A 24,872-nucleotide genomic window follows, 5' to 3' on the forward strand; every position below is an offset into this window, starting at 1 on the left:
TTGGTGGGTTCCCGGGAGCTGAATTGCGGCGCATGGAGAACCGGCGCTCCAATTCAGCTCTCTGCAACAAGCCAGCCTGATGATGTCATTCTATCCGGACTCCCCGATGCTTTCGCGCCCAGGATCGTCGACGCGTCATGCGCCAGCATGGCGACGATGGCGGTCGGCAACACTACGAGTCGGATATGTCAATCCAATCCTGATGGCCGGCCGCGCCGAACTGCTGGCGCTGGGGCGGCCGCGTCTCGCCGATTCCCACTGGACGGCTGCACGCCGCGGTCGCGCTCGGCGACCGTGTGTGAAGTGGCCGGATCCTATCTGCCAGGACGAGCTCTATCCGCTGGTAGAGCGCGACCTTGGCGGCGGCTCCGCCGACGGTCGGGCCATCGCGCTGGCGCTGGCCGGTGCCGGCATCGACGTGACCATTTGCGGCCGACGCGACACCGAGCTTGCCAAAGTGGCTGGCGAAAGCGACTGCATCTTCGACATCGCCGCCGACGTCACTTTGGACGGCGGGAGCCGCGCGCGGGGCCTTCGACATCGTCGTCGTCAATGCCGGAATGGCCGGCAGCATGCCAGCAGCGCATAAGACCACGCTCGTTGATTGGCAGCGCACGCTCGACGTCAACCTGACCGGCGCCTTCCTGAAGGTGAAGCGGCGCTGGCCGGCATGGCCGCGCGTAAGGCGGGCCGGATCGTCTTCATCGCCTCAACGGCCGGGCTGAAAGGCTACGCCTATGTCGCGCTTTATGTGGCGGCCAAGCATGGCGTCGTCGGCCTGATGCGGGCGCCGAGACGGCGAAATCCGGCGTCACCATCAACGCCGTGTGCCCGAGCTTCGTCGAGACTGACATGCTGGAGGGGTCCATCCATCGCATCGTCGAAAAGACCGGTAGCTCGTGACCTGCCCCTAAGAATTTCCTCCATCTGAGATTAGAGTCCGGCCCTTGATCGAAGGACGGACTGATGAAGAGAAAGCGGTTCACAGAAGAGCAGATCATTGCGGTTCTGCGCGAGCATGAGGCGGGTGTAAAGGCGGGCGATCTGGCCCGCAAGCACGGGGTCTCGGAGGCGACGCTGTATAATTGGAAGGCGAAGTATGGCGGGATGGACGTGTCCGACGCCAAGCGGCTGAAGGCGCTGGAAGACGAGAACGCCAAGCTGAAGAAGCTGCTCGCCGATCAGATGCTGGAAGCCTCGGCGCTGCGTGAGCTTCTGTCAAAAAAATGGTAGGGCCCGCCGCCAAGCGCGAAGCCGTCGCGCATCTGCAGGCCGTCATGGGTCTGTCGGAGCGTCGGGCCTGTTCCTTTGTGGGCGCCGATCGCAAGATGATCCGCTACCGGTCAAGGCGTCCGCCCGAGACGGAGCTGCGTGGCAGGTTGCGCGACCTCGCCAATGAGCGCCGACGCTTTGGCTACAGGCGGCTGTTCATCCTGCTCAGGCGCGAGGGCGAGGCATCTGGGGTCAACCGCATCTATCGTCTGTACCGCGAGGAGGGCCTGACGGTGCGCAAGCGCCGGGCAAGGCGGCGAGCGGTCGGCACGCGGGCGCCGATCCTGGTCGAGGCAAAGCCGAACGCGCGCTGGTCGCTGGATTTCGTGCATGACCAGTTCGCCTGCGGCCGCAGGTTTCGCGTGCTCAACGTCGTCGACGACGTGACGCGCGAATGCCTGGCGGCGATCCCGGACACCTCGATCTCCGGCCGTCGGGTTGCCCGTGAACTGACGGAACTGATCACCCAGCGCGGCAAGCCACGCATGATCGTCTCCGATCACGGCACCGAGTTCACCTCGAACGCCATCCTCGCCTGGTCGAAGGATTACAGGATCGAATGGCACTACATCGCGCCGGGCAAGCCGATGCAGAACGGCTATGTCGAGAGTTTCAACGGCCGGATGCGCGATGAGCTGTTGAACGAGAGCCTGTTCTTCGGTCTCGACCACGCCCGAAGCGCCATCGCCGAATGGAGGGAGGACTTCAACACCGCGAGGCCACATTCCTCGCTCGGCTACCAGACCCCGGCAGCCTATGCCCAGGTCATCACCGCAACCGGCTCCGACGCTGTGCTGATGGAAGGCTCCGCGCCTCCGCCGGTTGCTCAACCCGCGCCACAAGGCGTAACAAAAACGGTCGAGGCTCTAATCGCAGCTGGATGACAGTTCAGTAGCAGGTCACTCGGCCGGCGAGGCGCGGGCGAGCCTCGTTTTAGACCAACCCGCAAGGCCGCTTGATCCAGCGGCAAGAGATTGCCGCCGTGCTGTGGCTGTGCAGCGACGCGGCAGCATCAATCACCGGGTAAGAAATCTCGATCTCAGGAGGCGAAACATGGCCGGCCCCCTACCCCCACCGTCGGGACCCGGCAAGGACCGCCTGCGCCTGGATCAGGCTGCCGCGTGCCTCGCGCACGATCGAGGCCGAGTTGCTCCGCGACTGGTGATTAGCGGTGCGATCTCGCCGACCAGGCGGCTGAAGATCGAGGCGTCGGGATCGCCGCCACGTATTCCCCGCGTCACACCATCGACTATGTTGAGCACGCGGAAACGCCGGTCGCAGGCTGGTCATGACGCAAATCCAAGACCAGCGGGCATTCGCCCGTGCTTCGACCAGGATCGGTACCCCCGTGCCGATAAACGTGGCCGGGCGGCGGCTTCCGCACCGCCAGCCCTTCTTCGGGGTACAGCCGACAGCTCCGAATGATCCCCGACGGCTCGCCCTCCCGGGGGAGCAGGATGAAGATCCGCCGATAGCCGAGGGGCCGCCGCTCCTTGGCTAGGTCGCGCAGCCTCGCACGCAACTCTATCTCCAGCAGCCGGCGGGACCGATAGCGGGTCATCTGCGGTCGGCGCTGACGATGAGTAGGCGCCACTCCGGCAAGCCCAAGGTGGTTTTCAGATGCGCCAGCGCCTTCGGCCGGGCATCCGCTTGCTCCCGCGTTAGCGCGGGGCCACGGCTGCCAGAACATGCCTACGAAGACCAAGCGACAGGGCTTTCGACACGTCGGCCGGTCCCGGCAGGCAGTTTGAATCATCAAATTGCGGAACCGCCGAACGACGGCTCCTGCGCAGCAAGCTCAGGCTTGAAGTGCGAGAATGCATGATCATCAGTCGCGTCTGCAGCTGGGCGATCGTCTTCTACAGGACAGCGCGGCACGGCGACGCCATTTCCTTGCCCGCGCTGGCGTCAAACGTCACCGGCTCAAAACGAAACCTCTTGGCGCGCGCTATTCCGTGAAGAAGCTTATGCCGTGCCGTACGGACTGACCGCCATCGATCGGTAGGATCGCTCCGGTGACGTAGCAGCCGGCTCGGCTGCATAGAAACAGCGTCGCGCCGGCTATATCATCGGGCCTGCCGATCCTGGCCAGCGGGACGCGACTACCCATCCGTTGTGTCTGTTCGTCGGTGGCGGTGGCGAAAGCAGTCATCCGACTCCGGAACGTACCGGGCGCGAAGGCATTGACGGTGATCCGGCGTGGCGCGAATTCGTGCGCAAGCGTGCGCGTCAGGTGATGAACGGCGGCCTTCGAGGCGGTGTAGGAGTATGCGCCTTCGGCGATCGGTTGGGTTCCCATCACCGAGCCAAGATTGATGATCCTCGCAGGGTGTTCGTCGCTTGCCGCCTTTTCAAGCAGTGGCAGAAGCTCGCGCGTCAGATGGAAAAGCCCGGTAACGTTGACGGTGAGCACGCGTGCCCATGCCTCATAGGGGAAGGTGTCAAGTCGCTCACCCCAAGTGGCGCCGGCATTGTTGACGAGGATGTGCAGCCTGTCCGTCCGCTTTTTCACTTCATTGACCAGTTCGGTGATGCCCTCTAGCGAACTGATATCTCCGGCAAATCCTTCCGCTTTGCCCGGTGCGTCCAGCGTGTTGAGGTCTTCTGCCGTGCGCTCGCAATCGGCGCCCTTGCGGGAGGCGATCATGACTTCTGCGCCGCCCTGCACTAGGGCGGTCGCTACCATTCGTCCGATGCCGGTCGAGCCGCCTGTCACAAGTGCCTTATTGCCCGTCATCGAAAAAAGTTCGTCGAGGTAGCCCATTGGATCTCCTGCTGTTCGTTTCTCACGACTTCGTTGACAATCCCGCCGGCACGCCCCGTGCATGCGCCATGTCGGCGTCTGGCAACAGGCTTTCCGCCACAATCCGCGCCTTCTCCGCTTCCGAGCGTTACTGAGGCCTGTTCTCGATCACCTCCAGCCGACCCGCATAGCCTTGGTTTAAGACGTCCTGAACGCCAATTTTGCCTTTTCGCTCCGTGAAAACAAACACCTCGCCAGATTTGGAGGATCCTTCGCTCGATTAGGTCAGACTGCCGAAGAGGGGCTACATGCAACGATTGGAGCAATTCCAGGAATTGTCTCGAGGTGCTGGCTCGAACGGTGCTAGAAAATGGGTCTGCGCGAGAGCGGAGGCCGACTACCACATCAGGCCAAACTCCAAAAAGGAGGCCGCACATAGGACCCGCCCTTGGCTTCAGACAACAGTCTGCGCTGGTTTTCTGGTTTCAACACGATGGTCAAACGGTCGCCAGCGGCGTAACCGGCGAGCCCACAGCGCCAGGAAGGCAGAGCGGTGCCGCAGTCAGGAGAAAATATCGTCGTTGCTGTCGCCGCATCCACTTGGCGAGCTCCGAAAGATACCAGAGCTCCCCCAGTGCGATCCCGACCTTGAAAAGACAGAACTCGTGGAGCGGCAATGAGGCATGTTTTTCACCATCGACCGCCCGTGCGGGAATTGCCTCTATCCCGAAATTGTCCGAGATGAGCGCGGAAAGCCCAGTTCCATCAATCCACTTGAGTAGGCGTTGATCGCGTCCATCCAATTCGGGGCAGTCGGCAGGTTGTACGTCAGAGCGATCGAGCGTGCCAGCAGATGAAATGATAAGATCACCAAAACCTGAGTAAAAGCACACTAGGTCTCCCGGCTCGACTTCGATAGCATCCGCCTCGATAATTCGCATAATATCGTCATAACTAACGACGCGTCGGCTGCGGCCGAGATGGTAACATAGATCAATCATTACGCCGCGCCCCTGCAGGCCTGCTCGCGCCATTGTCTCTACACCCAGACGGGATGTCCGTGCGCTGCCCGTCGCGGGATCTGGCGCAATCACATCAATGCCGGCGCGCCAACCGTTATAGTAGACTGGTTCAGCGACGCCATCCGCATCGGCATCGAAACTCTGCCCCACATGGGCAAAAGTATCCCAATGCGAAGAGTATTGTGTCGCCAATGTTACATAGTCGTCACTGACGATATCGGTCGCCCAGACCTTTTCCTTAGCCAGCGGATAGTTGTAGTTGAGGGCATCCTCTTGGTCGCGTGGTAGAGCGAACAATCGGGGCGGATGTCTCAGACGATGCACGACGTTGCCTCCCGGCAAATTCAGTGGAAGGCTAAGGCAGAATGTCAGTCCTTCCTCAACATAGCCGGCCGCGCGCTTGCGGGCGCTTGGCGTAAGAAAATTCAGGCGCCCCAATTCATCATCGTCACCAAAATCGCCCCAGTTGGATCCGTCGGGTCTTCGTTTCCAGCGGCTAGGCATAGCAGGCTCCAGATTTTTCCATGGATCGTGAGGCCGCTCGGTCTTTCCACAGATCGATCGGCACCCAGGGCTTCAGCCAACTAAACCACCGGCCACGTCGCTTGGATACCTACCAACCCAGATAGGGCTCGAGCGTGGAAGCGAGCGGGTACTTAATCGGGAGGGAATCCAGCGCTCAACAATCCGCAGAGCCGCCTCGATCTTCGCTTTACAAAGCTTTCAGTTCCAGCCGTGCGGGTCCACCAGGGCTGATGGCCCGCGCTACGCATCCATTCCACCTCTGAAGCGTAGTTAGTGGCATTGATCGCCGTGCTCTCGGGTCTGTGCCCGGATGATCAGCGCGCCACGGCTGGCAGGCTGATCCGGAGATCATCGCTCATCGGCGCGGAACAGCTTGATCAATCGATGGAGGTAAGCCCGGGGCGAAATCGTCATGCATGCACGCGCCGGGCGCGCTCCATTTTAAAATACAGAAATGTCGAGCGGCTTGATCTTCACGTGACGGCCTTTGAGCGCCGCGCGGGTTCGGCCAGATATTCTCCCGTTTCGCGGATCTCCAGCTCATTGCGCTGGATGCGCGCTAGTGCATCTGAGCCTAGTCTTGAGACCGTGAGGGCGACAAGAATGTTCGCGATAACATAAGCGCCTGCAACAGAGTCCGGAAAGGCGTAGCTTCGCGCCGTCATGAGGAAAAGATGGTCCGAAAACCGCGCAATTGGCGCGTTCTCACTGTCGGTGACGGCAATAACCGTCCCTCCTTGGGCCTTCGCATTTTTCGCCACGTCAAACGTGACCCTGCTATAGGGGTGGGAAGTAAACCCGATGACCACGTCATTTTGCGTGAGGTCATCGAGTTCCAATCCTGATCCTCCACCGGTGTCGAGCAGGTGAGTGTTTGGTTTGGCCTTCCTCAACGAATAGGAAAGCGAATAGGCGGGGGCAAAGAAGGGACGGCGTCCAATCACATAGACCCGTGAGGCTTCGACCAACGCCTGTACCGCTGCTTCAAGCTGCTTCTCGCTCAGCGCAGTAACCGCTGCTCTTTGCGCCTCAATTTCACGCTCAGCGAACTGTGCAGCAAAACCAAGTGCACCTTCCTTCTGGCCAAGGGATATAAGCTCAGCAGCGCGGCCCCTGTTGCTGCCCTTACTGTTGATCAATTCAGCAATATGAACCTCGCGGAATTCATCGAAACCCTTGAATCCAAGATTCTGCGCCAACCGCACCAGCGTTACTGAAGGCACCCGAGCGCGCTTAGCAAGCTCGCGCATGGAGCGAAAGGGTATCTCGTCGCGGTGGGCAATAAGGAACTGGATCGCAGCAGCCGCAGGCCCACGAGCCTCCGGCATGAGTTGCCGCAACTTCGCGTCTATGTCGGACGGTTTGGGATTCATGAATACGATCCGCATTGCTGATCATACGCTGCCACGATTCTCAGTTAGAAGCAATTGATCCATATTGACGAACGATGAACTGTATGATCCAATGATCCTGACTGCAGACCGGGAGGGTCTTCGAAGGATATGTCACCACCAACGCACAAAGATAAATCCGAAGGAGAAAAGGAATGGCGAAAGAATCTTGGCGAGTTGGGATAGATGTCGGCGGCACCTTCACCGATGTCGTCGCCGTCGGATCCCGTTCCGGTATTCGCATTCATAAGACCGCATCTACGCCAGACGATCCTTCCGTGGGTGTTCTTGCCGGGGTTTCCGCGCTGGCGGAGAGCCAGGGTCTTACGATCCGGGAATTCCTGTCGGCATGCACCCATTTCGTCCATGGCACCACCGTTGCCACCAACACTCTTCTCGAAGGAAAGGGTGCCAAGACGGGTATGCTCGTTACTCGAGGCTTTCGCGATGCAATCGAGATCCGCCGCGGCTTTCGCGAGAACGTATGGGACTATCGGACGCCTTGGCCCAATGTGCTGGTGCCACGCTGGCTGCGCAGGCCGGTAACCGAACGGGTGCTGAAGGACGGACGCATCGAAGCTGAAGTCGATCGGGCAGATCTCGATGACGCCATCGCACGGTTCAAGGCGGCCGGCGTTCAGGCGGTCGCCGTCTGCTTCATCAACAGCTACCTTAATGATGCCAATGAAGAACTTTGCGTTCGTTACCTTCGAGAGGCAATGCCGGATTGCTTTGTTTGCGGATCGGCAAAGCTCGCGGCGGTCATGGGCGAGTACGAACGTTCCTCGACGGCTGTCGTCAACGCCTATATTGGTCCAAGGGTCGTTCCCTATCTCCGACAGCTCGACGAGCGCCTTAGTGAACTCGGGATGTCGAATAGGCTCCTTCTCGTTCAAAGCAACGGAGGCGCGGCCTTTATTGATGATATAGAACGGCGTCCGGTTTCCCTGCTCCTCTCAGGACCGGCCGCTGGTGTCGGCGCGCTTGACTATTTCTCTGGGAAAGATGGTCTTGGCGGTCTCATCACTATGGAGATTGGCGGGACGAGTTGCGATGTCATGCTTTATGACCGGGGAAAGGTTGGTGAGACCACCCGGCTTGACATCGCCGGGTACCCGGCGATCACGGCGAGCGTTGAAATCAATACAGTCGGCACCGGGGGCGGCACGATCGCCTATGTCGATGCTGGCGGCATGCTCCAGGTCGGACCGCAGGGCGCCGGCTCGCGCCCGGGCCCGGCCTGCTACGGGCTTGGGGGAACGATGGCCACGGTCACCGATGCCCACGTGGTGTTGGGGCGGCTGCGGCCCGGCGCCTACGCGGACGGATCGGTCAACATCCGCTCGGAATTCGCGCATGAAGCGATCGCCAAGCACGTGGCGCAACCGCTGGGTCTGACGGTGGAGGGGGCAGCGATCGGCATCATCCGCCTCGCCGAACAGAACATGCTGCACGCAATGGAGCGGATGTCTAGCGAGCGCGGCGTCAACCCTCAAGCCCTGACGCTGGTTGCTTGCGGAGGCGCCGGAGCGCTCCACGGTGTGGCAGTCGCTCGGCTTCTGGGATGCCGGTCGGTGTTCGTACCCCGGCTTGCCGGCGTCTTCTGCGCGTTTGGAATGTGCAATTCCAATATTCGTCACGACCTCATTAAATCCTGCATGGTCGAGCTTTCGGATGACACGCTTGCGCGGATCTCAGAACAGGTTGCTAAGCGTGAGGACGAACAACGCGGTCGGCTTCTTGAAAGCTTCTCCAGCGAGGCAATCGGCATCGATTGCTTCTTGGAGCTGCGATATCGCGGCCAACAATGGACAGTGCGCGTGCCGTTCTTCGGCGGTACGGACAGCAAGCAGACGCTGCGGCATCGCTTCGAGGAAGAGTTCTCGAGCATCTACGGCTACGTGCAGGAACGCAACGAGGTACAAATCGTCGCCTTTCATCTTATCGGCAAGGGCCGGTTCCCCGCGCTCGCGCTGGAAGCCGCCGGCGCGACGGATGAAAGCCCGCAGGCAAGTAGCACCCGCAGCATATGGATCGACACTCGCACTGGCTTCGTCGATGCGCCCGTGTTCTCTCCCTCAACGCTAAGTCCCGGGGCGAGGATAACGGGCCCCGCCGTCATCGAGGAACTGACGACGACCATTCTCCTCGGAGCGGCGGACATGCTGTTGGTCGATGAGGGCGGGAACTATTCTATTCAACTTTTTATTTCGGAGTGATGACCATGGCCGTCGACCCGATCATGATGACGCTGGTGCAGAAGCGTTTGGATCACATCTCTCGCTACATGGGCTGGGCGATGACGCGGACCGCGCAGAGCCCGATCTTCAGCGAGAGCCACGACTTCTCCTGCTTCCTGAGCAATGCCCGAGGCGATGCGCTTTCCGTCAGTGACGGCCTTCCGATCCATACGGGGGGAGGCGATTTTGCCGTTCGCGCCGTACTTCGCGACTATGGCGGTGATCTTCACGATGGCGACGTCTTCCTCCTGAGCGATCCCTACGAAGCGGGAGGAAACCATCTTCCGGACTGGACGATAATCCGCCCGATCATCGTCGATAACAGGTTTCTTGGGTTTGCGAGCAACAGGGCGCATCAATCCGACATCGGTGGGGGTGCAGCGGGAACCTACAATGCTGCGGCGACAGAGATTTTTCATGAAGGCATCCGGCTTCCCGTCCTCCGCCTCTTCGAGCGCGGCCGTGTGCGCGAAGACCTTTGGCGCCTCCTACTGCTTAACAGCCGCACCTCGGATCTTCTTGACGGTGATCTTGCCGCCATGGTTGGCTCGACGCGCACCGGGCGCGACAGGGTTGTCGCGCTCGCTCGCGAGTATGGTCTGTCTGAAACTGAGGGGGTTTTCAGCGCGATCCTTGATCATGCACAGACACTGATGAAGGAGATGATCCGCACAATTCCCGAGGGTGTCTACTATGGCGAGGATGTTTCCGACACTGACTGCTTTGAGCCGATGGACGTGCCCGTTCGCGTCACCCTCACGGTAAAGAATGAGCATCTGCATGTCGACTTCTCTGGCAGCGCGCCGCAAATCCGCGGCTTCAAGAACAGCTCGATTGCCAATACGAGTTCGGCGGTCTTCCTCGCGGTGATGTCGTTCTTCAACGGGCGCGTACCGCAGAACCAGGGCGCCATGAGGCAGATGACGATCGAGGCACCGCCCGGCACTGTCGTAAATGCCCTTCCGCCCGCGCCAATGACGATGAACACCGTGCATCCGACGAGCGAGATTGTCCACGCCGTCTGGCGCGCCCTTGCGACCGCCATGCCTTTGGAAGGCTATGCCGGCTGGGGAAAGACTTGCTACTGCATTTCGTCAGGACGGAAAGACGATGGCAGAACGTACGTGATGTATCACTGGAACGGCTCGTCCGGGGCAGGAGCCGTCCGGGGCCGCGATGGCTTCCCTGCGGCCGGACAGCTCTGCACCCTCGGCGGGATGAATCTCCCCAATGTCGAGACCTACGAGCAGATCTATCCCGTAAAGATTCATCGCTCCGAGATGCGAACGGACAGCGGTGGGGCAGGCGAGTTTCGCGGCGGAACCGGCCTTGAATACTCCGCCTCGACATATCAGCCCGCAGAGTACTCGTTTCGCAGTGAAGGCAGCCGCAAACCAACCGGCTATGGCATCGTGGGTGGCGAGCCGGGAATGAAAGGCACAATCGCCGTGACGCTGTTGGACGGCGGCGAAGCGATTGCCGTTCCACAATATGGAATCATGCAATTGGGATCCGCAAGGGTGGACGTCAGCTCCCCGGGCGGTGGCGGCTTCGGTGATCCGCTCAGGCGGGATCCGATCGCAGTTCAGCGCGACGTGGTAGACGAGATTGTGAGCCCTGAAATGGCCAGGGACGTCTACGGCGTCGTGCTCAGCTCCAATTTGCTTGCAGTCGATGTTTTGGCCACCGAAGCGCGAAGGCAAGAGCTTTTGTGGGTACGCTGTCCCACGCCTTAAGGCCCGGCCGCGCCACTCGAAAAGTCGCGCTGTTCGGCCCTTTAGTTTCCCGGGCAGCGGGGGGGCTAGTCCCGTACGAAACCTCGGACTCTGGGTAGGAGAATATGCGTGAGTGGGAATGAAGCATTTGATCCCAATTGACTTTAATTGGTTCATGTGATCCAATCGTCATCTCAACAAAGGTGGTCAAGGAGTTCGGACGTGCAGAGCATTTCAAGCCTAGGCCATAAACGGGGAGAGGTCGTTGGGCCGAAGTCTCGCGACGAGTTTCAAAGAGCGCTGAGGATCACGCCAGGCGGAAGCATGCGTGCTGCCCCTTTTTTCGCTCCCCAGCCGCCTTATGCTATGTCTGCAGCCGGCTGTTGGATCACCGACGCGGACGGCAGGGAGGTCTTCGACTGCGCAAACAACTTCTTCTCGCTCGTTCATGGCCATGCCTTTCCGCCGGTAATTGAGGCGCTGCACAAGGTGCTGGACGACGGCACCGCATTCGGGCTTCCGACCGCAAGTGAGACCAGCCTTGCGGAAGCGATCAGCGCGCGCTCGCCGGCGCTTGAGCAGGTCCGCTTCACGAGCTCCGGTACCGAGGCTGTCATGTACGCCGTCAAGGCCGCGCGCGCGATTACAGGGCGCCCGATGATCGCGAAGTTTGAGGGCGCATATCACGGCGCTTACGACCATGTGGAAGTCAGCCTTGATTCTACTCCAATGAACTGGGGCGATTCATCGCCCAAGAGTGTACTCTACGCCAAGGGAACTCCCGTCTCCACCGCCGCGGAGGTTCTGGTCCTCCCCTACAACGAGCCCGAGACGTGCAGAGAGCTCATCCGTGCACACCATGAGCGTCTCGCCGCGATACTTGTCGATCCGCTCGCCTCTCGCGTCGGCATGGTTCCGATGGGCGCGGATGTACGCGAGGTCATCCAGGATTGCTGTAACCGCTACGGCATCCTGCTCGTGATCGACGAGGTCGTTTCATACCGCATCGGTTATCATGGCGCCCATGCCACGTTCGGCTTTGAGCCGGATTTGGTAGCTTTGGGAAAGATCATCGGCGGAGGCTTGCCTGTCGGGGCCGTCGCAGGACCTGCGTCACACATGGCGGTCTTCGATCACACCAGGGGCAAGCCAGCCGTCTCCCACGGCGGCACGTTCAGCGCCAACCCGCTAAGCATGACAGCTGGGCTAGCTGCACTGCGATCATACACAAAGGAGGCCGTGGCCCGTCTCAATCGTATGGGCGACGCGCTTCGATCTGAAATCACTGAGCAGCTCAGAAGGCGCGAACTCCCCGCGCAAGTTACGGGCATGAGCTCCCTCTTTCGGCTCCACCTGAAGACTGAAGGTATCCGAAACTACCGGACCTCGTTCCCGAGCGCCTTGCAGAAGACTGCGCTGGCAAAGGTTCACCTCGCAATGTTGGAACGGGGTTTTCTGATGACGCCGAATTGCTCCGGCGCGCTCTCGACACCGATGAGCAACACCGATGTCCAAGATTTAGCCGCCGCCCTCGTGGATGCCATTCATGAAACTTGGAAACAATCTCCATGGGCGTGATCGAGCAAACGGTGGAAAGCGCAGTCGCATCGGCGGCCTTGCAGATATGTCACGAGGTGCGAGGGGGATATCAATGACCACGCAATCAAACGCAGAAGTTCGGCACGAAACGCCGGCCTTGACCCACTCGGAGGAAGCGTTCGCACGCGCGTTGTCGGTATTTCCTGACGGTACAAGCCGGGTAACGATCGAACGCGATCCAATTCCGAAGTACATGGAGCGCGGCGAGGGCGCTTATCTCTTCGATGTCGACGGAAACCGCTATCTTGATTTGAACGGCAATTTTACGACCCTCATCCACGGACATGCGTTCAAACCTGTCGTCGAGGCGGTCTATCAGCAGCTGGCGAGCGGCAGCTGCTTTGCCAATCCGACGAAGATGGAAATCGAGCTGGCGAGTATCCTTTGCGAGCGGATCCCGAATGTCGATCGCGTTCGATTTGTAAACACCGGCACTGAAGCCGTAATGTTCGCTATCAAGGCGGCGCGAGCCTTCACCGGCAAGGCGGGGATCGCCAAGTTCGAGGGAGCCTACCACGGCGCCTATGACTGGGTTGAAGTCAGCCAGTCGGCAAGCCCAGAGAACTGGGGACCTGCCGACGCCCCGATCTCGGTGCCGTTGTACAAGGGTATGCCGGAAAGCGTTCTCCAAGAGACGCTTGTGCTGCGCTTCAATGACACCGAGCAGCTTGAGAAGAAGATCCAGGCCCATGCACACCGGATCGCGGCGGTCGTAATCGACCCGATGCCGAGCCGGGCTGGCCTGATAGCGCCGAACCCCGACTTCCTGGAGGCGCTGCATCGGCTCTGCCGCCATCACGGCGTGCTCATCATCGCGGACGAAGTGCTGAACCTGCGCCAAGGCTACCACGGCGCATCGGCGCGCTATGGGCTGAACCCCGACCTGATCACCATGGGCAAGATAATCGGCGGTGGATTGCCCATCGGCGCGATCGGCGGACGCGAGGAGGTCATGCAGGTCTTCAGCGCCAACTCCGGTCGACCTCTCCTGCCCCAGGGTGGAACGTTCTCGGCCAATCCACTATCGATTGTAGCCGGCATCGCGGCAATGCGCGCTTTGGACAAGGCAGCGTTCGCTCGCCTCGATAGGCTGGGCGACCGGCTGCGCGCCAACCTCACCGAGATCATTGCCCAACACGACGCTCCGTTTGCAGTGACCGGAGCGGGCTCCCTGTTTCGAATTCATCCGACTCGGCGGAAACCGCGTGAGTTCAGGGACACGGCAACCAATCCAGCCCAAAACGCCGTCCTAAGGACGCTCTCCCGCTTCTTTTCCCGACACGGTGTCATTTTGCCGAATGGGGCTGCCGCGTGCCTGTCAACACCGATGGGAGAGACCGAGGTCGACACAATATCCGACCTGTTTCGTCTCTTCCTCCAAGAACACGCAGCAGACATCAACAATATGGAGAAACCGGAGTAATGTCCGTAGAAACTGTAGCAGAACGGATTGCAGCAGCACTGCAACGCAACAGCGTCGAGATGATTTTCGCCCAGAGTCTGCCCTCGGCGGTGGTTCTGGCATGCGAAACGATCGGAATCCGGCAGATCGCCTACCGCCAGGAAAATATGGGTGGGGCCATGGCCGATGGTTACTCCCGCATATCGGGCAAAGTCGGCGTGGTGTGTGCCCAAAATGGGCCTGCCGCAACGTTGCTCGTACCGCCGCTATCCGAAGCGCTCAAGGCGAGTATTCCAGTGCTGGCCTTGGTGCAGGAGGTCGAGCGCGACCAGCTCGACCGGAACGCATTCCAAGAACTGGACCACATAGCGCTTTTCTCGGCCTGTTCCAAATGGACGCGACGGGTGATAACGGCTGATCGCATCGAGGACCATGTCGACTCCGCGTTTATCGCGGCCACCAGTGGCCGCCCTGGTCCAGCCGTGCTCATCCTTCCGGCCGACCTGCTCCGCGAGAATGTTCCGGCTGGCGTACGCAGTCGGACAGGGAAGTACGGCACTTGGCCCCTTGATCCCATCCGCCCGAGCGACGAGGCGCTCGCGGCAGTGGCCAAGTTGCTCGCTCGCGCCGAGTCGCCCGTGGTACTGGCCGGAGGCGGCGCGGTTTCGCCGGCCGCGAGCAAAGCGCTCGCGGAGCTGCAGAGCACGGCCCATTTGCCCGTGTTCACAACGAACATGGGCAAAGGCGCTGTCGATGAGCGCGCGCCCCTGACTTGCGGCGTGAGTGGGGGGCTGAACGGCCCAAGATCTCTCGGCTATCGCACGCGCGCCTTAATGGATGAGGCAGATCTTGTCTTTCTCGTCGGCACCAGGACCAACCAGAACGGAACCGATAGCTGGCGTTCGATTCCTTGTACGGCGACGGTCATTCACCTCGACATCGATCCTTGCGAAATCGGCAGGAACTACGAGTCTGTCCGCCTCGTCGGAGACATAGCCACTACAATTCAAGCCCTGACTGCAGCGCTTCGATCGGAGGATCTCTCAAATCGCTCCGCCAAGAAGGGATCGCTTGAACGTCGCATCGCCGAAGCCTGGGAGCAATTTGAGCAGGATCGCAGCGTCTTCAGCGGAAGCAACCAGACGCCGTTGAGGCCGGAACGCATCATGCGCGACCTGCAATCGCGTATGACACCGGAAACCATCGTCGTGGCAGATGCGAGTTATTCTTCAATGTGGATCGTCGGCCAGCTACGCACACTTCGGGCAGGGCAGCGGTTCATCGCTCCGCGCGGCCTCGCAGGTCTGGGATGGGGCTTGCCACTCGGCATAGGCGCCAAGCTGGCAAGACCCGACAGTCCTGTTGTCGTACTGGTCGGAGACGGCGGGTTTGCCCATAGCTGGGGAGAACTCGAAACGCTCGTGCGGTCCGAAATCAACCTCACGGTGATCGTGCTCAACAACGGCGTGCTCGGCTTCCAAAAAGATGCCGAGACCGTAAAATTCGGCGGCTATACGACGGCCTGTCACTTCGCCCCCGTCGACCATGCTGCGCTGGCCAAGGCCTGCGGCTGCCAAGCGATCACAGTCAAAAATCCGGGCGACATTGGGTCTGCCCTTGACCGCGCTCTGTCCTCGAAGACGCCGGTGCTCATCGAAGTCATCACCGATCCTGATGCGCACCCACCGATCTCCCTTTTTACGGGCACCCTTGGCGAACCATCGGAACTGGTATGACGACGGCGCCTTTCGAAGGTTGCCGTTGTCTCAGGAGGGTCGTCGGGAATCGGTTTGGCTTGTGTCTGCCAACTGCGCGTCTCCGGTGCGGAAGTGGCCTTTTCAGCCAGAACGCGGGTTCCACACGAGCCCGCTGAGCAGAGGAAATACCTTCCGGGGGCCGCCTGCTAGCCGGCCCCACTGACCTCCGGGATCATGCTTCCGCTCGTGACTTCTTCATGCGGGTCCATTCGTTGGAGCGATCATCAACGTGAACGGAGCGAGTTCGCTCCCCGCATGAGCCCAGTCACCATCACCCCGACCAAGGTTGGAATTACATGATTATGCCTGACATTGAACTGGCGAAGCGCGCAGCTGGCGAAATCACTGAACGCACCAAGACAACCAAGAGGTCGGAGATGAGAGAGCGCTGGCCGGCGCAATGCCTTGTGGATGGCGAATGGGTTGGGGAGCCTGAATTGTCGGTGCTCAATCCCTCCACCAACGAAGAAATTGCAAAGGTTCCCGATTTCGGCGCGGCCGAGACTGCCAAGGCCATCGCAGCGGCCAAGCGGGCGTTCCCGGCTTGGGCAGGGCTCCTTGCCAAGGAGCGATCGACGACTTTGCGCCGATGGCACGATGTCGTGGTGGAGTATGCCGACGAGTTGGCTCGGATACTAACCAGCGAACAGGGCAAGCCGTTGTCAGAAGCCAAGGCCGAGATCCTTTACGCGGCCTCCTTCTTGGAGTTCTACGCCGAAGAAGCAAAGCGGAACTATGGCGAGACAATTCCAAGCCCATCCAGGACGGCCGCCTTGTGGTGATCCGTCAACCAGCGGGCGTCGTTGCCGCAATCACGCCCTGGAACTTTCCGACGGCGATGATAACGCGCAAAGTTGGCCCGGCCTTAGCGGCTGGCTGCACGGCCATCGTCAAACCTGCGCTGGAAACACCGCTCACGGCATTCGCCATTGCTGCCCTCGGTCAGGAGGCGGGTCTGCCGCCCGGCATGTCGTCACGGGAAACGCTTACGCGATCGGAAAGGCACTCTGCGACAGCCCGGATGTCCGCGTGCTGAGTTTCACCGGTTCCACGGCGGTCGGGAAGCTCCTAATGGCGCAGTGCGCGCCTACTGTGAAGAAACTCGCGCTCGAATTGGGTGGCAACGCTCCCTTCATCGTGTTCGACGACGCCGACATCGATGCGGCTGTCGCTGGGGTCATGGCGTCGAAATTCCGCAACATGGGCCAGACCTGTGTTTCCGCGAACCGCATCTATGTCCAAGATTCCATTTACGATGAGTTTGCCAATAAGCTCGCGACTGAAGTTGCGCGGCTCAAGGTCGGCGATGGCATGGCCGAAGGCATTGCCCAAGGACCGCTGATAAACGAAGCCGCGGTTGCGAAGGTGGAGCAGCATATTGCCGACGCAGTGGCGAAGGGTGCGCGCATACTGACAGGGGGTACTCGTCATGAGCTAGGTGGCACCTTCTACAAGCCGACCGTGCTTTCCAACGTCACCCAGTCGATGATGGTCGCCCGAGAAGAGACCTTCGGACCGCTTGCCCCGCTATTCCGGTTCTGCGAGGACGAGGAAGTGACCGCGATGGCGAACGACACCGAGGTGGGCCTCGCCGCTTACTTCTATGCACGTGACATCGGCCGCATCTGGCGCGTCGCCGAGGCCCTTGAGTACGGCATTGTCGCTATCAACAGCGGGCGTCTCTCAACAGAGGTGGCTCCTTTCGGAGGCATCAAGCAGTCGGGTATCGGTCGCGAAGGATCCCGCCACGGCATCGAAGAGTATACGGAACTGAAGTTCATGCTTATGGCCGGCATCTAGTTTTCTAAGGTCGTAGGTACCGTCTGCGGTGGTTCTTCCACGTCCCCGTTCGAGATCTCCTTCGCGGAGCGCGCCGCGGACTGACGCGGGTCGCTCACTTGATGGAGAAGTGCGGACAACTGTGATGTGCCTTAATCGACGGGGACACCGCCCTTTTGGTGGCAGAATTGGCTGCTTGGTGTGCGTCTCCGCTGAGTGAGCAAGCGAGGGTTGACCATCGCGGAACGGCATCATCCTGTTGGCGAAGCTTCGTAGCTCGGGTCACTTTCCCCGTCCCCGGCCGGTTGAGCGCAGCTTCTTACGGGAAGGCACTCTGTCGGTACGGCAACTTTCGGCAAGACAAAAAGCCGGCGACCAAAGGACTGTCAGGATTTCCGTGTGCGGGCGGGCGGTTGAACATTATGCCGCCATGGCCCTGATGAAGCGCTCACCGAAGATTACGGCGAACTGAGCCTTTGCCATGGACCATTCGCGTGGCGGCATTTTCCACTCTTTCTCGGATCGGTTCAAGATCAGATAGAGCAGCTTGGTGGCAGCGTCATCGCTGGGGAAGTGGCCCCTGGCCCTGATTGCCCGCCTGAGCTTGGAGTTCAGCGCCTCGATCGCGTTTGTAACCGGTATGAATATCTCGGTGCCGATGTCCGGCTGCGGTTTCCAGGATCGCGGTGTATGGTGCGACCAACTGGGCCAATGCCGTCCCGAGACGATGGAACGACCAGCGCTCGCCACGCTGCCGGCCGAGGAATACGAGTTCGCCGACTGGCGGCTGGCTCGTGTATCGACCGACTATCATGTCGAGTTCGAGCGCTATTTCTACTCCGTGCCACACGGCCTCATCCGAGAGCAGGTGGATGTCCGGGCAACGAGCCGAACGATCGAGGTCTTCTTCAAGGGCAAACGCGTCGCTGTGAAGACCGCAGGTAGCTCAAGCCTGTTCCTAAAAGTTTGATCGGAGCGCCACGACTAGTTCTGCGGCTCTGTCGCACAGCTTCGCCATCTTGCGATCGGACAGCCCCATGTCCTCTGGGCGATTTCGAAGAGTTAGCCGGCGATGTCTTTTGCCGTCGCGTTTTCGTGGATCAGCATCCCGAGCACGACGTCGGCATAGTCGTCATATTCGTCCTTAGCTTCGGGAATGCCAGATATGCCGATCGGATCCCAATCGCGAAGCAATACATCGCGAACAAGAGCTCGGTTTTTGTCAGGCTGATCTCTGTCGGTTTTGTGAGCCATCAGAGCCTACGCAGCAACGGCTTTCACTGACGATGTCACCCAATTCCAGGGGAGCAATTGCTCCAGCCTGGAGATCGGCATGTCGGCGATGTGGGCGAGAATATCGGCCAGCCAGGCCTGCGGATCGACGTCGTTGAGCTTTGCGGTTTATGCCGACCGCCGAACTATGCCGAGCGCCTCTTCCGATCATGGCGGTATGAAGCGCTTTGCCCGCCATTTCGACCGAGAGCCGGTCGTTGACACTCGGCATAGTTCTCATGCTCAAAGGGCGTTCAGGAATTCAAGAAGTCGGTCGTTTGGCCGAAATCGTTCGGCCTTTGCGCGTTCGTATGGCTTCAGCTTGGCAAGTGCGGATTCCTTCAGCTCAAGATGTGCGTGAAGATAGGTCAGCGTCGTTTCCATCGCCTCAAGGCCCAGCCATAGGGCGATGACCGAACAAACGACGCCCGCCTGCAGCAGCTCCATGGCAGCGCTATGCCTCAAAACATGGGGCGACACCCGCTTCGAGCGAAGAGTGACGCAGTGTTCGCGAGCCTTGGCGACATGTTTGTTCAGCAGCGCCTGCACGCCGTCGGCGCTCAGCCTGCCGCCGTGCATGTTCGGAAAGAGAGCCGTTGCGCCCCGTTTCCTGGGCTCGTTGAGCCAGCCCCGAAGGGCTTGCTGTGCAACCTTGGTGAGCGGCGTACTTCGCTCCTTGCGGCCCTTGCCAACGCATCGCACGTGGGCACCGTGCCCCAGCATCACCGAGTCCCGGTCGAGATCGATGATCTCCGAGACCCGCAACCCCGTTTGCGCGGCCAGCAACAGCAGAGTGTGATCACGCCGTCCCAAGCCATGTGCTGCGATCCGGACAGGCCAGGATCGCTTCAATCTCGGGCCTGGTGAGAAACTGAAGCTGTCGCTTGTCGCATCGCTTGCTCGGGATCGCGAGCACGCGTTGAATCTGAGCGCTATGGGCCGGCTCCTCGAACCACGCATATCTGAAGAAAGACCGAATGGCTGTGAGGCGGAGGTTCCGGGTGCTCACTGAGGCGGACCGCAGTGTCTCGAGGTCCTCCAGGAATGCGCCGATGAAAGGCGCGTCCAAATCCCGCAGTGTCAACTGCGACGGAGACCTTCCAAGGCGCGTCTGCGCGAATGCAAACAGGAGCCGGAGGGTGTCGCGATAGGAGGCGATGGTGTTGGAGCTTACGCCTCGATGTCGCATGAGCCGATCGGTGAACCACCGCTCGATCAGCACGGCCAGATCGTTCGAGGCACTCATGAGCGAACCTCCCACCGCTCATCCAGCAGTCGCGCGGCATGGGTCATTAGCTCCGGCGCGGCGGATAGATACCAGTAGGTGTCGCGAACATTGGCGTGGCCGAGAAAGGTCGAGAGGACCGGCAGTTCCCGCTCGACATCTTCGCCCGCACGATACCAGTTGGTCAGGGCCTGGACGGCGAAACGGTGACGAAGATCGTGAACCCGCGGACCATTGCGCTGCCCCCGCTGCCGCAGACCGATCTGTCGCGACAGCTGCCAGAACACCCGGTGCACGTATTGGTGCAGCAATCTGCCGCCCTGCTCGGCGACAAAGAAATAGGGGCTACGAGGCGCGACGAGATGCGCGTCGCGTCGCGCGGCATAGTCCGACAGCACGGCGACCGTCGTGGCATGGAGCGGGACCAGCCGCGACTTGCCGAACTTCGTCTCCCGAATGGTGAGGATACCTTGGTCGAGATCGACGTCGTCTCGGCGCAGGTCGAGCGCTTCGGAATGGCGTAGCCCGGCGACCGCTATCAGTCCGAACAGACAATGATATGTCCAGCGACGCAGGGCGTTGGCCGGCGGCAGCGACAGTGCCGCCGCCAGAAGCGCCGTGATCTCAGCATCGTTATAGATGTAGGGCTTTGCACGCCGCGCCGGCGACACACCGTCTTGAGGTGGCACTTCCGTCATGGGGTCGAAATCAGCGAGGGTGCTGAGCGAAGCAGCGCAGATCGGTTAGGCGGATGGACCAACTCGGTTGTCGGCCGATCAACGTCACCCACTTCATTGCCAGCGCCGTGGTGACGGTCTCTGCGCCGCGAGCCTCCATGAAGGTGACGAAATCCGACAACCGTCGAGCGGGGCCATGATACTTGTATCCCAATCCCTGGCGCATGCTCACATAGCGCTCGAGCGCTGTTCGAAGACGGCTCATTGGACACCTCCCGGCCAGGGCAGGCTCAGTTCGCGCAGCTTCTCGATCTCGAGCTTGGCATAGATCCTTGTGCTGTCGATGCTCCGGTGACGAAGCAACGGGCCGATCTCGGCAAAGCTGGCCCCCGACCGCAGCAGGTCGGTCGCAAGGCTGTGGCGGAAGAGGTGCGCGCCGTGGTGCGCATAGCCGTGAATACCCGCCCGCTCGAGGGCCTCCTTCGCGATCATCGTGATGGCGCAGCCTGAGGCAAAGCCGACGTGCGGAGCAAGCATTCGCAGAAATAACCGGCGACACGGTGAAGCCGGTCGCCCATGCCGGATGTAGGCGACGACAGCCTGCTCAAGAAACCGCTCAACATGAACTTCGCTTAAATCCTGGAGATCGTGCCCGTTGCCGAGATGCCAGTGTCTCAGCTCACGAAATAGGCTTAGCGATCGCTATGTGCATTGCCGACCGAAGCCTTCGTCCGACAATCTGCCCGCATAAACGCGTGCAAACTCGCCATATGGCCCGTGGATCAGCTTCCGATACATGTGCTGCGTTGCAGATAGTCACGTGCGTTCATGTGTCCTCTCCTTCGCGTGAATTGCGACGGAGAGAGCCTAAGCTATGCCGATCCAGCTCCCGCTACGTTGAGGAAAGTGTTGGTAAAAACTTGCTCACTCGGCATAGTTCGGCGGTCGGCATAAACCGCATTGGACTAACCCGCTCCGCGAATGCGGAGCGGCAAGGAGGGTGAGTGCCGACAGCGTGATCTGATCGCGTCGTCTGTCGCGCTGGTCATGTGTCCACAACAAGCTCCGACTACGTCAGCATGGAGTGGCTGCTTGCAGCCTATTCCATCGGACAAAGGAGCTTGTCATGACCCAACTTCGCCAGCGCATGAGCGAGGACATGGAGGTGCGCAACCTCGCGCTCAACACCCAACTCTCCTATCTTCAGCAGGTGTCGCTGTTTGCGCGTCACTTCGGCAAGTCGCCGGACTTGCTCGGGCGCGAGGATATTCGGACCTATCAGGTCTATCTGACCAACGAGAAGAAGCTGTCGCCCGGCTCAATCCACATCGCCATTGCGGCGCTGCGCTTTCTCTACAGTGTGACGCTCGAAAGGGATTGGGCGCCTGAAGAGGTCCTGCCGCTTCCCAAGAAGCCGCAGAAGCTGCCGATCATCCTCAGTGCCGAGGAAGTTCAGCGGTTCCTCGGCTGCGTCCTCGACGTCAAACACCACGCCATCCTGACCACTTGCTATGCCGCCGGCTTGCGCATCTCGGAAGCGGTGCAGCTGAAGCCCACGGGCATCGACAGCCAGAGAATGGTCATCCGCGTGGAGCAGGGCAAAGGCCAGAAGGACCGCTATGTGATGCTGTCGCCCAAGCTCTTGGAGATCCTGCGCAGCTACTGGAAGGTGCGGCGGCCAAAGGAGTGGCTCTCCCCCGGCGATCGTGCCGGCCAGCCGATCACCAGGGATGCGGTGGGACACGCCTGCGCGAAAGCGCGCGACCGCTCCGGATTGTCCAAGCCGGTCACGCCCCATTCGCTTCGCCACGCCTTCGCCGTCCATCTGCTGGAGGCCGGCGCCGACGTGCGCACCATTCAACTGCTGCTCGGTCACCGCAGCCTCGCGACCACCGCCCATTACCTGCGGATCGCCACCAACAAGGTCTGCGCCACGTCGAGCCCCTTCGAGCTCTTGCCGAGGCCGGCGCCCACCCCGCCGCCGCCCGCCAAGCCGCAGTACTTCTGAGCTCGCGCCGATGGCCCGCTCGGGGCCGGGAGTGGCGGACATCTTCCGCCGCTACGGCGAAGCCTATCGTGCGCAGCATGACGCGCAGCTGTCGATCGCCCAGCGCCGCGTCATGACCGCGATCGAACTGTGCCGGACCGCCGCGCTCGGCGGGCATGTCGAGCAGTGCGATCACTGCGGCCACCGGCGCATCGCCTTCAACAGCTGCCGCGACAGGCATTGCCCCCGCTGCCAATCGCTGGCCCGTGCGCAATGGCTGGAGGATCGTCGCGCCGAGCTCCTCGACACGCAATACTTTCACGTCGTCTTCACGCTGCCCGGCGACATTGCCGTCATCGCTTATCAGAACAAGGCGCTCGTCTACGGCCTGCTCTTCCGCGCCGCCGCCGAGACCCTGCGCACCATCGCCGCCGATCCCAAGCACCTGGGCGCCGAGATCGGCTTCTTCGCCGTGCTGCACAGCTGGGGCCAGAACCTGCTTCATCATCCGCATCTGCACTGCGTCGTTGCCGGCGGCGGCCTGTCTGCCGACGGTCGTCGGTGGATCGCCTGCAAGCCCGGCTTCTTCTTGCCGGTCCGGGTGCTCTCACGCCTGTTGCCTTCGACGCCGGCCAGTTGAAGTTCTTCTCTGGCCTGCAGCACCTGAGCGAGCGCGACGCCTTCCGGCGCTATTTGGCGCCGCTACGAAAGGCTGAGTGGGTCGTCTTTGCCAAACCGCCCTTCGCCGGACCTGCCCAGGTGCTCGACTATGTCGGGCGCTATACGCACCGCGTCGCCATCTCCAACAACCGCCTCATCGACATCGAGGACAACGCCGTTCGTTTCCGCTGGAAGGACTACCGGCACGGCAATCGGCAGAAGGTCATGACCGTCGCGTCCGACGAGTTCATTCGCCGCTTCTTGTTGCACGTCCTGCCCGAGGGCTTCCATCGCAGCCGCTACTACGGCTTTCTCGGCAATCGCTACCGCGCGCAAAAGCTCGCCCACTGCCGCGACCTGCTCGGCATGCCGGTTCCCGAGCCGTCGCATGGCTCATCCGAAAGGGATTACCGCGACCGCTATGAGGCGGTGGGTTCAACCGGTCACTGCAACACCTTGTGTAGCCTATCGGCGGGTGTTTCGAAGTCCAGGGTTTTTCGGGGGCGCTGATTGAGCCGCAGGGCGACGCTGTCGAGTTGGGCCTGCGGGACCTGCGAGAAGTTGGTTGTTCTGGGGAAGTACTGCCTGAGCAGGCCGTTGGTATTTTCGTTGCTGCCGCGTTGCCAGGGACTGCGCGGGTCGCAGAAGTAGACCTGGAGATCGGTTGCGACGGTGGAGCTCTTATGACGAGCCATCTCCTTGCCTTGGTCCCATGTCAACGAGCGCCGCAGCTCTTGGGGCAATGTGCCGATTTTCTCGGCGAGGGCCGCCACGACAGTCGCTGAGTCCCTTCTGGCCAACTTCACAAGCATCGTGAAGCGGCTGTGTCGCTCGACCAGGGTGACGATGTTCGTGTCGTTTGCTCCGGTGAGCAGATCACCCTCCCAATGACCTGGGATGGCACGATCTTCTGCCTCGGCGGGACGCTCGCGGATGGAGACCATATCGAGGATTTGACCTTGCCCCGTTCGGTTGCTCTGTGCACCTTTGCCGAGGCGCATCTGTCGTTTGGTGCGCAGATGGGCTGTCAGCTCCTTCTTGAGCACCCCTCGCGACTGGATGAACAGGCTGCGATAGATCGCTTCATGAGATATCCGCATGCTTGGATCGCCTGGGTACGCTCGCTTCAGCCAACCCGCAATCTGCTCCGGCGACCATTGCAGTGCCAGCTTTTGCGCCACCCGCCACCTTAGCCGTCCAGAGCATGCCAGGCGACATTGCTTCGGGCGAAGCGCGCGCTGCCAAGCCTGCTTGTCGGCTCGGGTTGCTCGATACGCTTGGGCACCGCCATTGCGCGAGATCTCGCGACTGATCGTTGATGGGGATCGCCCCAGCCTTCGTGCAATAGCGCGGATGGCAAGACCTGCCGCAATCCCGCGAGAGATCTCTTCGCGCTCCCCCAGCTCGAGCGCCGAGGCCGCTCTACGCCTTGCTGACGGAGCAATGCCGCCGTGTAAGGATACGATCCGCTGAACGCCGCCCTTGGTCCGGCGGTCTAGTGCCCGCGAGATCGATGAAATGCTCTGACCCTGCTTCCACCCCTCCCAAAGCTCGGCCTTCTGCTCCGGGGTAAACCAGATCCGTGACGTCACCATGCGACACCTCC

16 protein-coding genes and 8 pseudogenes are annotated in these 24,872 nt (G+C 60.9%); 12 read left to right on the plus strand and 12 right to left on the minus strand.

All coding sequences use genetic code 11. The features are described from left to right. Positions 1-316: 316 nt before the first annotated feature. The 3 genes and pseudogenes from AC3CB8_RS10150 to AC3CB8_RS10160 all read left to right on the plus strand — a co-directional run. Positions 317-900, plus strand: a pseudogene (locus AC3CB8_RS10150) (SDR family NAD(P)-dependent oxidoreductase); the annotation flags it as partial. Positions 901-966: 66 nt separating this feature from the next. Further along, positions 967-2,156, plus strand: a protein-coding gene (locus AC3CB8_RS10155) for an IS3 family transposase (protein WP_156939434.1) whose coding sequence is annotated in 2 segments (ribosomal slippage) — positions 967-1,219 and positions 1,219-2,156 — 1,191 coding nt in all. Because the reading frame shifts where the segments join, the coding sequence is not laid out codon by codon here. A gap of 13 nt (positions 2,157-2,169) precedes the next feature. Then, positions 2,170-2,299 (plus strand): annotated as a pseudogene (locus AC3CB8_RS10160) (3-hydroxyacyl-CoA dehydrogenase); the annotation flags it as partial. 275 nt (positions 2,300-2,574) lie between these two features. Here the strand turns inward: AC3CB8_RS10160 and AC3CB8_RS10165 are convergent. The 4 genes and pseudogenes from AC3CB8_RS10165 to AC3CB8_RS10180 all read right to left on the minus strand — a co-directional run. Next, a pseudogene (locus AC3CB8_RS10165) lies at positions 2,575-2,946 on the minus strand (IS3 family transposase); the annotation flags it as partial. Between the two features lie 274 nt (positions 2,947-3,220). Further along, on the minus strand, positions 3,221-4,036 hold the full coding sequence (locus AC3CB8_RS10170; RefSeq protein WP_352727140.1) for an SDR family oxidoreductase: 816 nt from the start codon (positions 4,034-4,036) through the stop codon (positions 3,221-3,223). A gap of 476 nt (positions 4,037-4,512) precedes the next feature. Then, positions 4,513-5,541, minus strand: coding sequence for a cyclase family protein (locus tag AC3CB8_RS10175; protein ID WP_352727142.1), 1,029 nt, complete (start codon positions 5,539-5,541; stop codon positions 4,513-4,515). Positions 5,542-6,035: 494 nt separating this feature from the next. Then, positions 6,036-6,950, minus strand: coding sequence for a MurR/RpiR family transcriptional regulator (locus AC3CB8_RS10180; RefSeq protein WP_352727144.1), 915 nt, complete (start codon positions 6,948-6,950; stop codon positions 6,036-6,038). Positions 6,951-7,108: 158 nt separating this feature from the next. Between AC3CB8_RS10180 and AC3CB8_RS10185 the strand changes: the two genes are divergently transcribed. From AC3CB8_RS10185 to AC3CB8_RS10210, 6 genes and pseudogenes are all read left to right on the plus strand, one after another. Continuing rightward, positions 7,109-9,172 carry a hydantoinase/oxoprolinase family protein gene (locus AC3CB8_RS10185; RefSeq protein ID WP_352727146.1) on the plus strand — a complete coding sequence of 688 codons (2,064 nt, stop codon included), beginning with the start codon at positions 7,109-7,111 and terminating at the stop codon, positions 9,170-9,172. Between the two features lie 5 nt (positions 9,173-9,177). Continuing rightward, the gene (locus tag AC3CB8_RS10190; RefSeq protein ID WP_352727147.1) at positions 9,178-10,929 is read left to right on the plus strand and encodes a hydantoinase B/oxoprolinase family protein; all 1,752 of its coding nucleotides are present in this window, start codon (positions 9,178-9,180) and stop codon (positions 10,927-10,929) included. 303 nt (positions 10,930-11,232) lie between these two features. Next, a complete protein-coding gene (locus AC3CB8_RS10195; RefSeq protein ID WP_352727150.1) occupies positions 11,233-12,486 on the plus strand; it encodes an aspartate aminotransferase family protein in 1,254 nt (417 codons plus the stop codon). A 73-nt stretch (positions 12,487-12,559) separates the two neighbouring features. Continuing rightward, positions 12,560-13,930 (plus strand): aspartate aminotransferase family protein, encoded by a 1,371-nt coding sequence (locus AC3CB8_RS10200; protein ID WP_352727152.1) that lies wholly within the window; start codon positions 12,560-12,562, stop codon positions 13,928-13,930. Then, complete coding sequence (locus AC3CB8_RS10205; RefSeq protein WP_352727154.1) at positions 13,930-15,645, plus strand: acetolactate synthase catalytic subunit; 1,716 nt, start codon at positions 13,930-13,932, stop codon at positions 15,643-15,645. Before AC3CB8_RS10200 ends, AC3CB8_RS10205 begins: the two co-directional genes overlap by 1 nt. 398 nt (positions 15,646-16,043) lie before the next feature. Next, positions 16,044-17,466, plus strand: a pseudogene (locus AC3CB8_RS10210) (NAD-dependent succinate-semialdehyde dehydrogenase). A gap of 399 nt (positions 17,467-17,865) precedes the next feature. Here AC3CB8_RS10210 and AC3CB8_RS10215 read toward each other — a convergent pair. Continuing rightward, positions 17,866-18,078: pseudogene (locus AC3CB8_RS10215) on the minus strand (transposase); the annotation flags it as partial. A 94-nt stretch (positions 18,079-18,172) separates the two neighbouring features. Between AC3CB8_RS10215 and AC3CB8_RS10220 the strand changes: the two are divergent. Next, a complete protein-coding gene (locus tag AC3CB8_RS10220; RefSeq protein WP_435053111.1) occupies positions 18,173-18,415 on the plus strand; it encodes a Mu transposase domain-containing protein in 243 nt (80 codons plus the stop codon). Between the two features lie 92 nt (positions 18,416-18,507). Here AC3CB8_RS10220 and AC3CB8_RS10225 read toward each other — a convergent pair whose 3' ends face one another. From AC3CB8_RS10225 to AC3CB8_RS10250, 6 genes and pseudogenes are all read right to left on the minus strand, one after another. After that, the gene (locus AC3CB8_RS10225) at positions 18,508-18,699 is read right to left on the minus strand and encodes a hypothetical protein (RefSeq protein WP_488377297.1); all 192 of its coding nucleotides are present in this window, start codon (positions 18,697-18,699) and stop codon (positions 18,508-18,510) included. A 6-nt stretch (positions 18,700-18,705) separates the two neighbouring features. Then, a pseudogene (locus tag AC3CB8_RS10230) lies at positions 18,706-18,846 on the minus strand (transposase domain-containing protein); the annotation flags it as partial. A gap of 114 nt (positions 18,847-18,960) precedes the next feature. Further along, positions 18,961-19,963, minus strand: a pseudogene (locus AC3CB8_RS10235) (tyrosine-type recombinase/integrase). Beyond that, the gene (locus tag AC3CB8_RS10240; protein WP_435053112.1) at positions 19,960-20,640 is read right to left on the minus strand and encodes a tyrosine-type recombinase/integrase; all 681 of its coding nucleotides are present in this window, start codon (positions 20,638-20,640) and stop codon (positions 19,960-19,962) included. Before AC3CB8_RS10240 ends, AC3CB8_RS10235 begins: the two are co-directional and overlap by 4 nt. Positions 20,641-20,650: 10 nt before the next feature. Then, the gene (locus AC3CB8_RS10245; protein WP_435053113.1) at positions 20,651-20,884 is read right to left on the minus strand and encodes a hypothetical protein; all 234 of its coding nucleotides are present in this window, start codon (positions 20,882-20,884) and stop codon (positions 20,651-20,653) included. Further along, entirely contained in the window at positions 20,881-21,111 is a 231-nt protein-coding gene (locus AC3CB8_RS10250; RefSeq protein ID WP_488377298.1) for a tyrosine-type recombinase/integrase, read from the minus strand. Before AC3CB8_RS10250 ends, AC3CB8_RS10245 begins: the two co-directional genes overlap by 4 nt. 634 nt (positions 21,112-21,745) lie before the next feature. Here AC3CB8_RS10250 and AC3CB8_RS10255 point away from each other — a divergent pair. Further along, positions 21,746-22,627 (plus strand): tyrosine-type recombinase/integrase, encoded by an 882-nt coding sequence (locus AC3CB8_RS10255; RefSeq protein WP_352727463.1) that lies wholly within the window; start codon positions 21,746-21,748, stop codon positions 22,625-22,627. A gap of 10 nt (positions 22,628-22,637) precedes the next feature. After that, a pseudogene (locus AC3CB8_RS10260) lies at positions 22,638-23,776 on the plus strand (IS91 family transposase). Here the strand turns inward: AC3CB8_RS10260 and AC3CB8_RS10265 are convergent. After that, the gene (locus tag AC3CB8_RS10265) at positions 23,710-24,861 is read right to left on the minus strand and encodes an IS30 family transposase (protein WP_352727454.1); all 1,152 of its coding nucleotides are present in this window, start codon (positions 24,859-24,861) and stop codon (positions 23,710-23,712) included. The pseudogene AC3CB8_RS10260 and the gene AC3CB8_RS10265 sit on opposite strands and share 67 nt — an antisense overlap. Positions 24,862-24,872 lie beyond the last annotated feature (11 nt).

The organism is Mesorhizobium sp. P160927 (assembly GCF_057766385.1).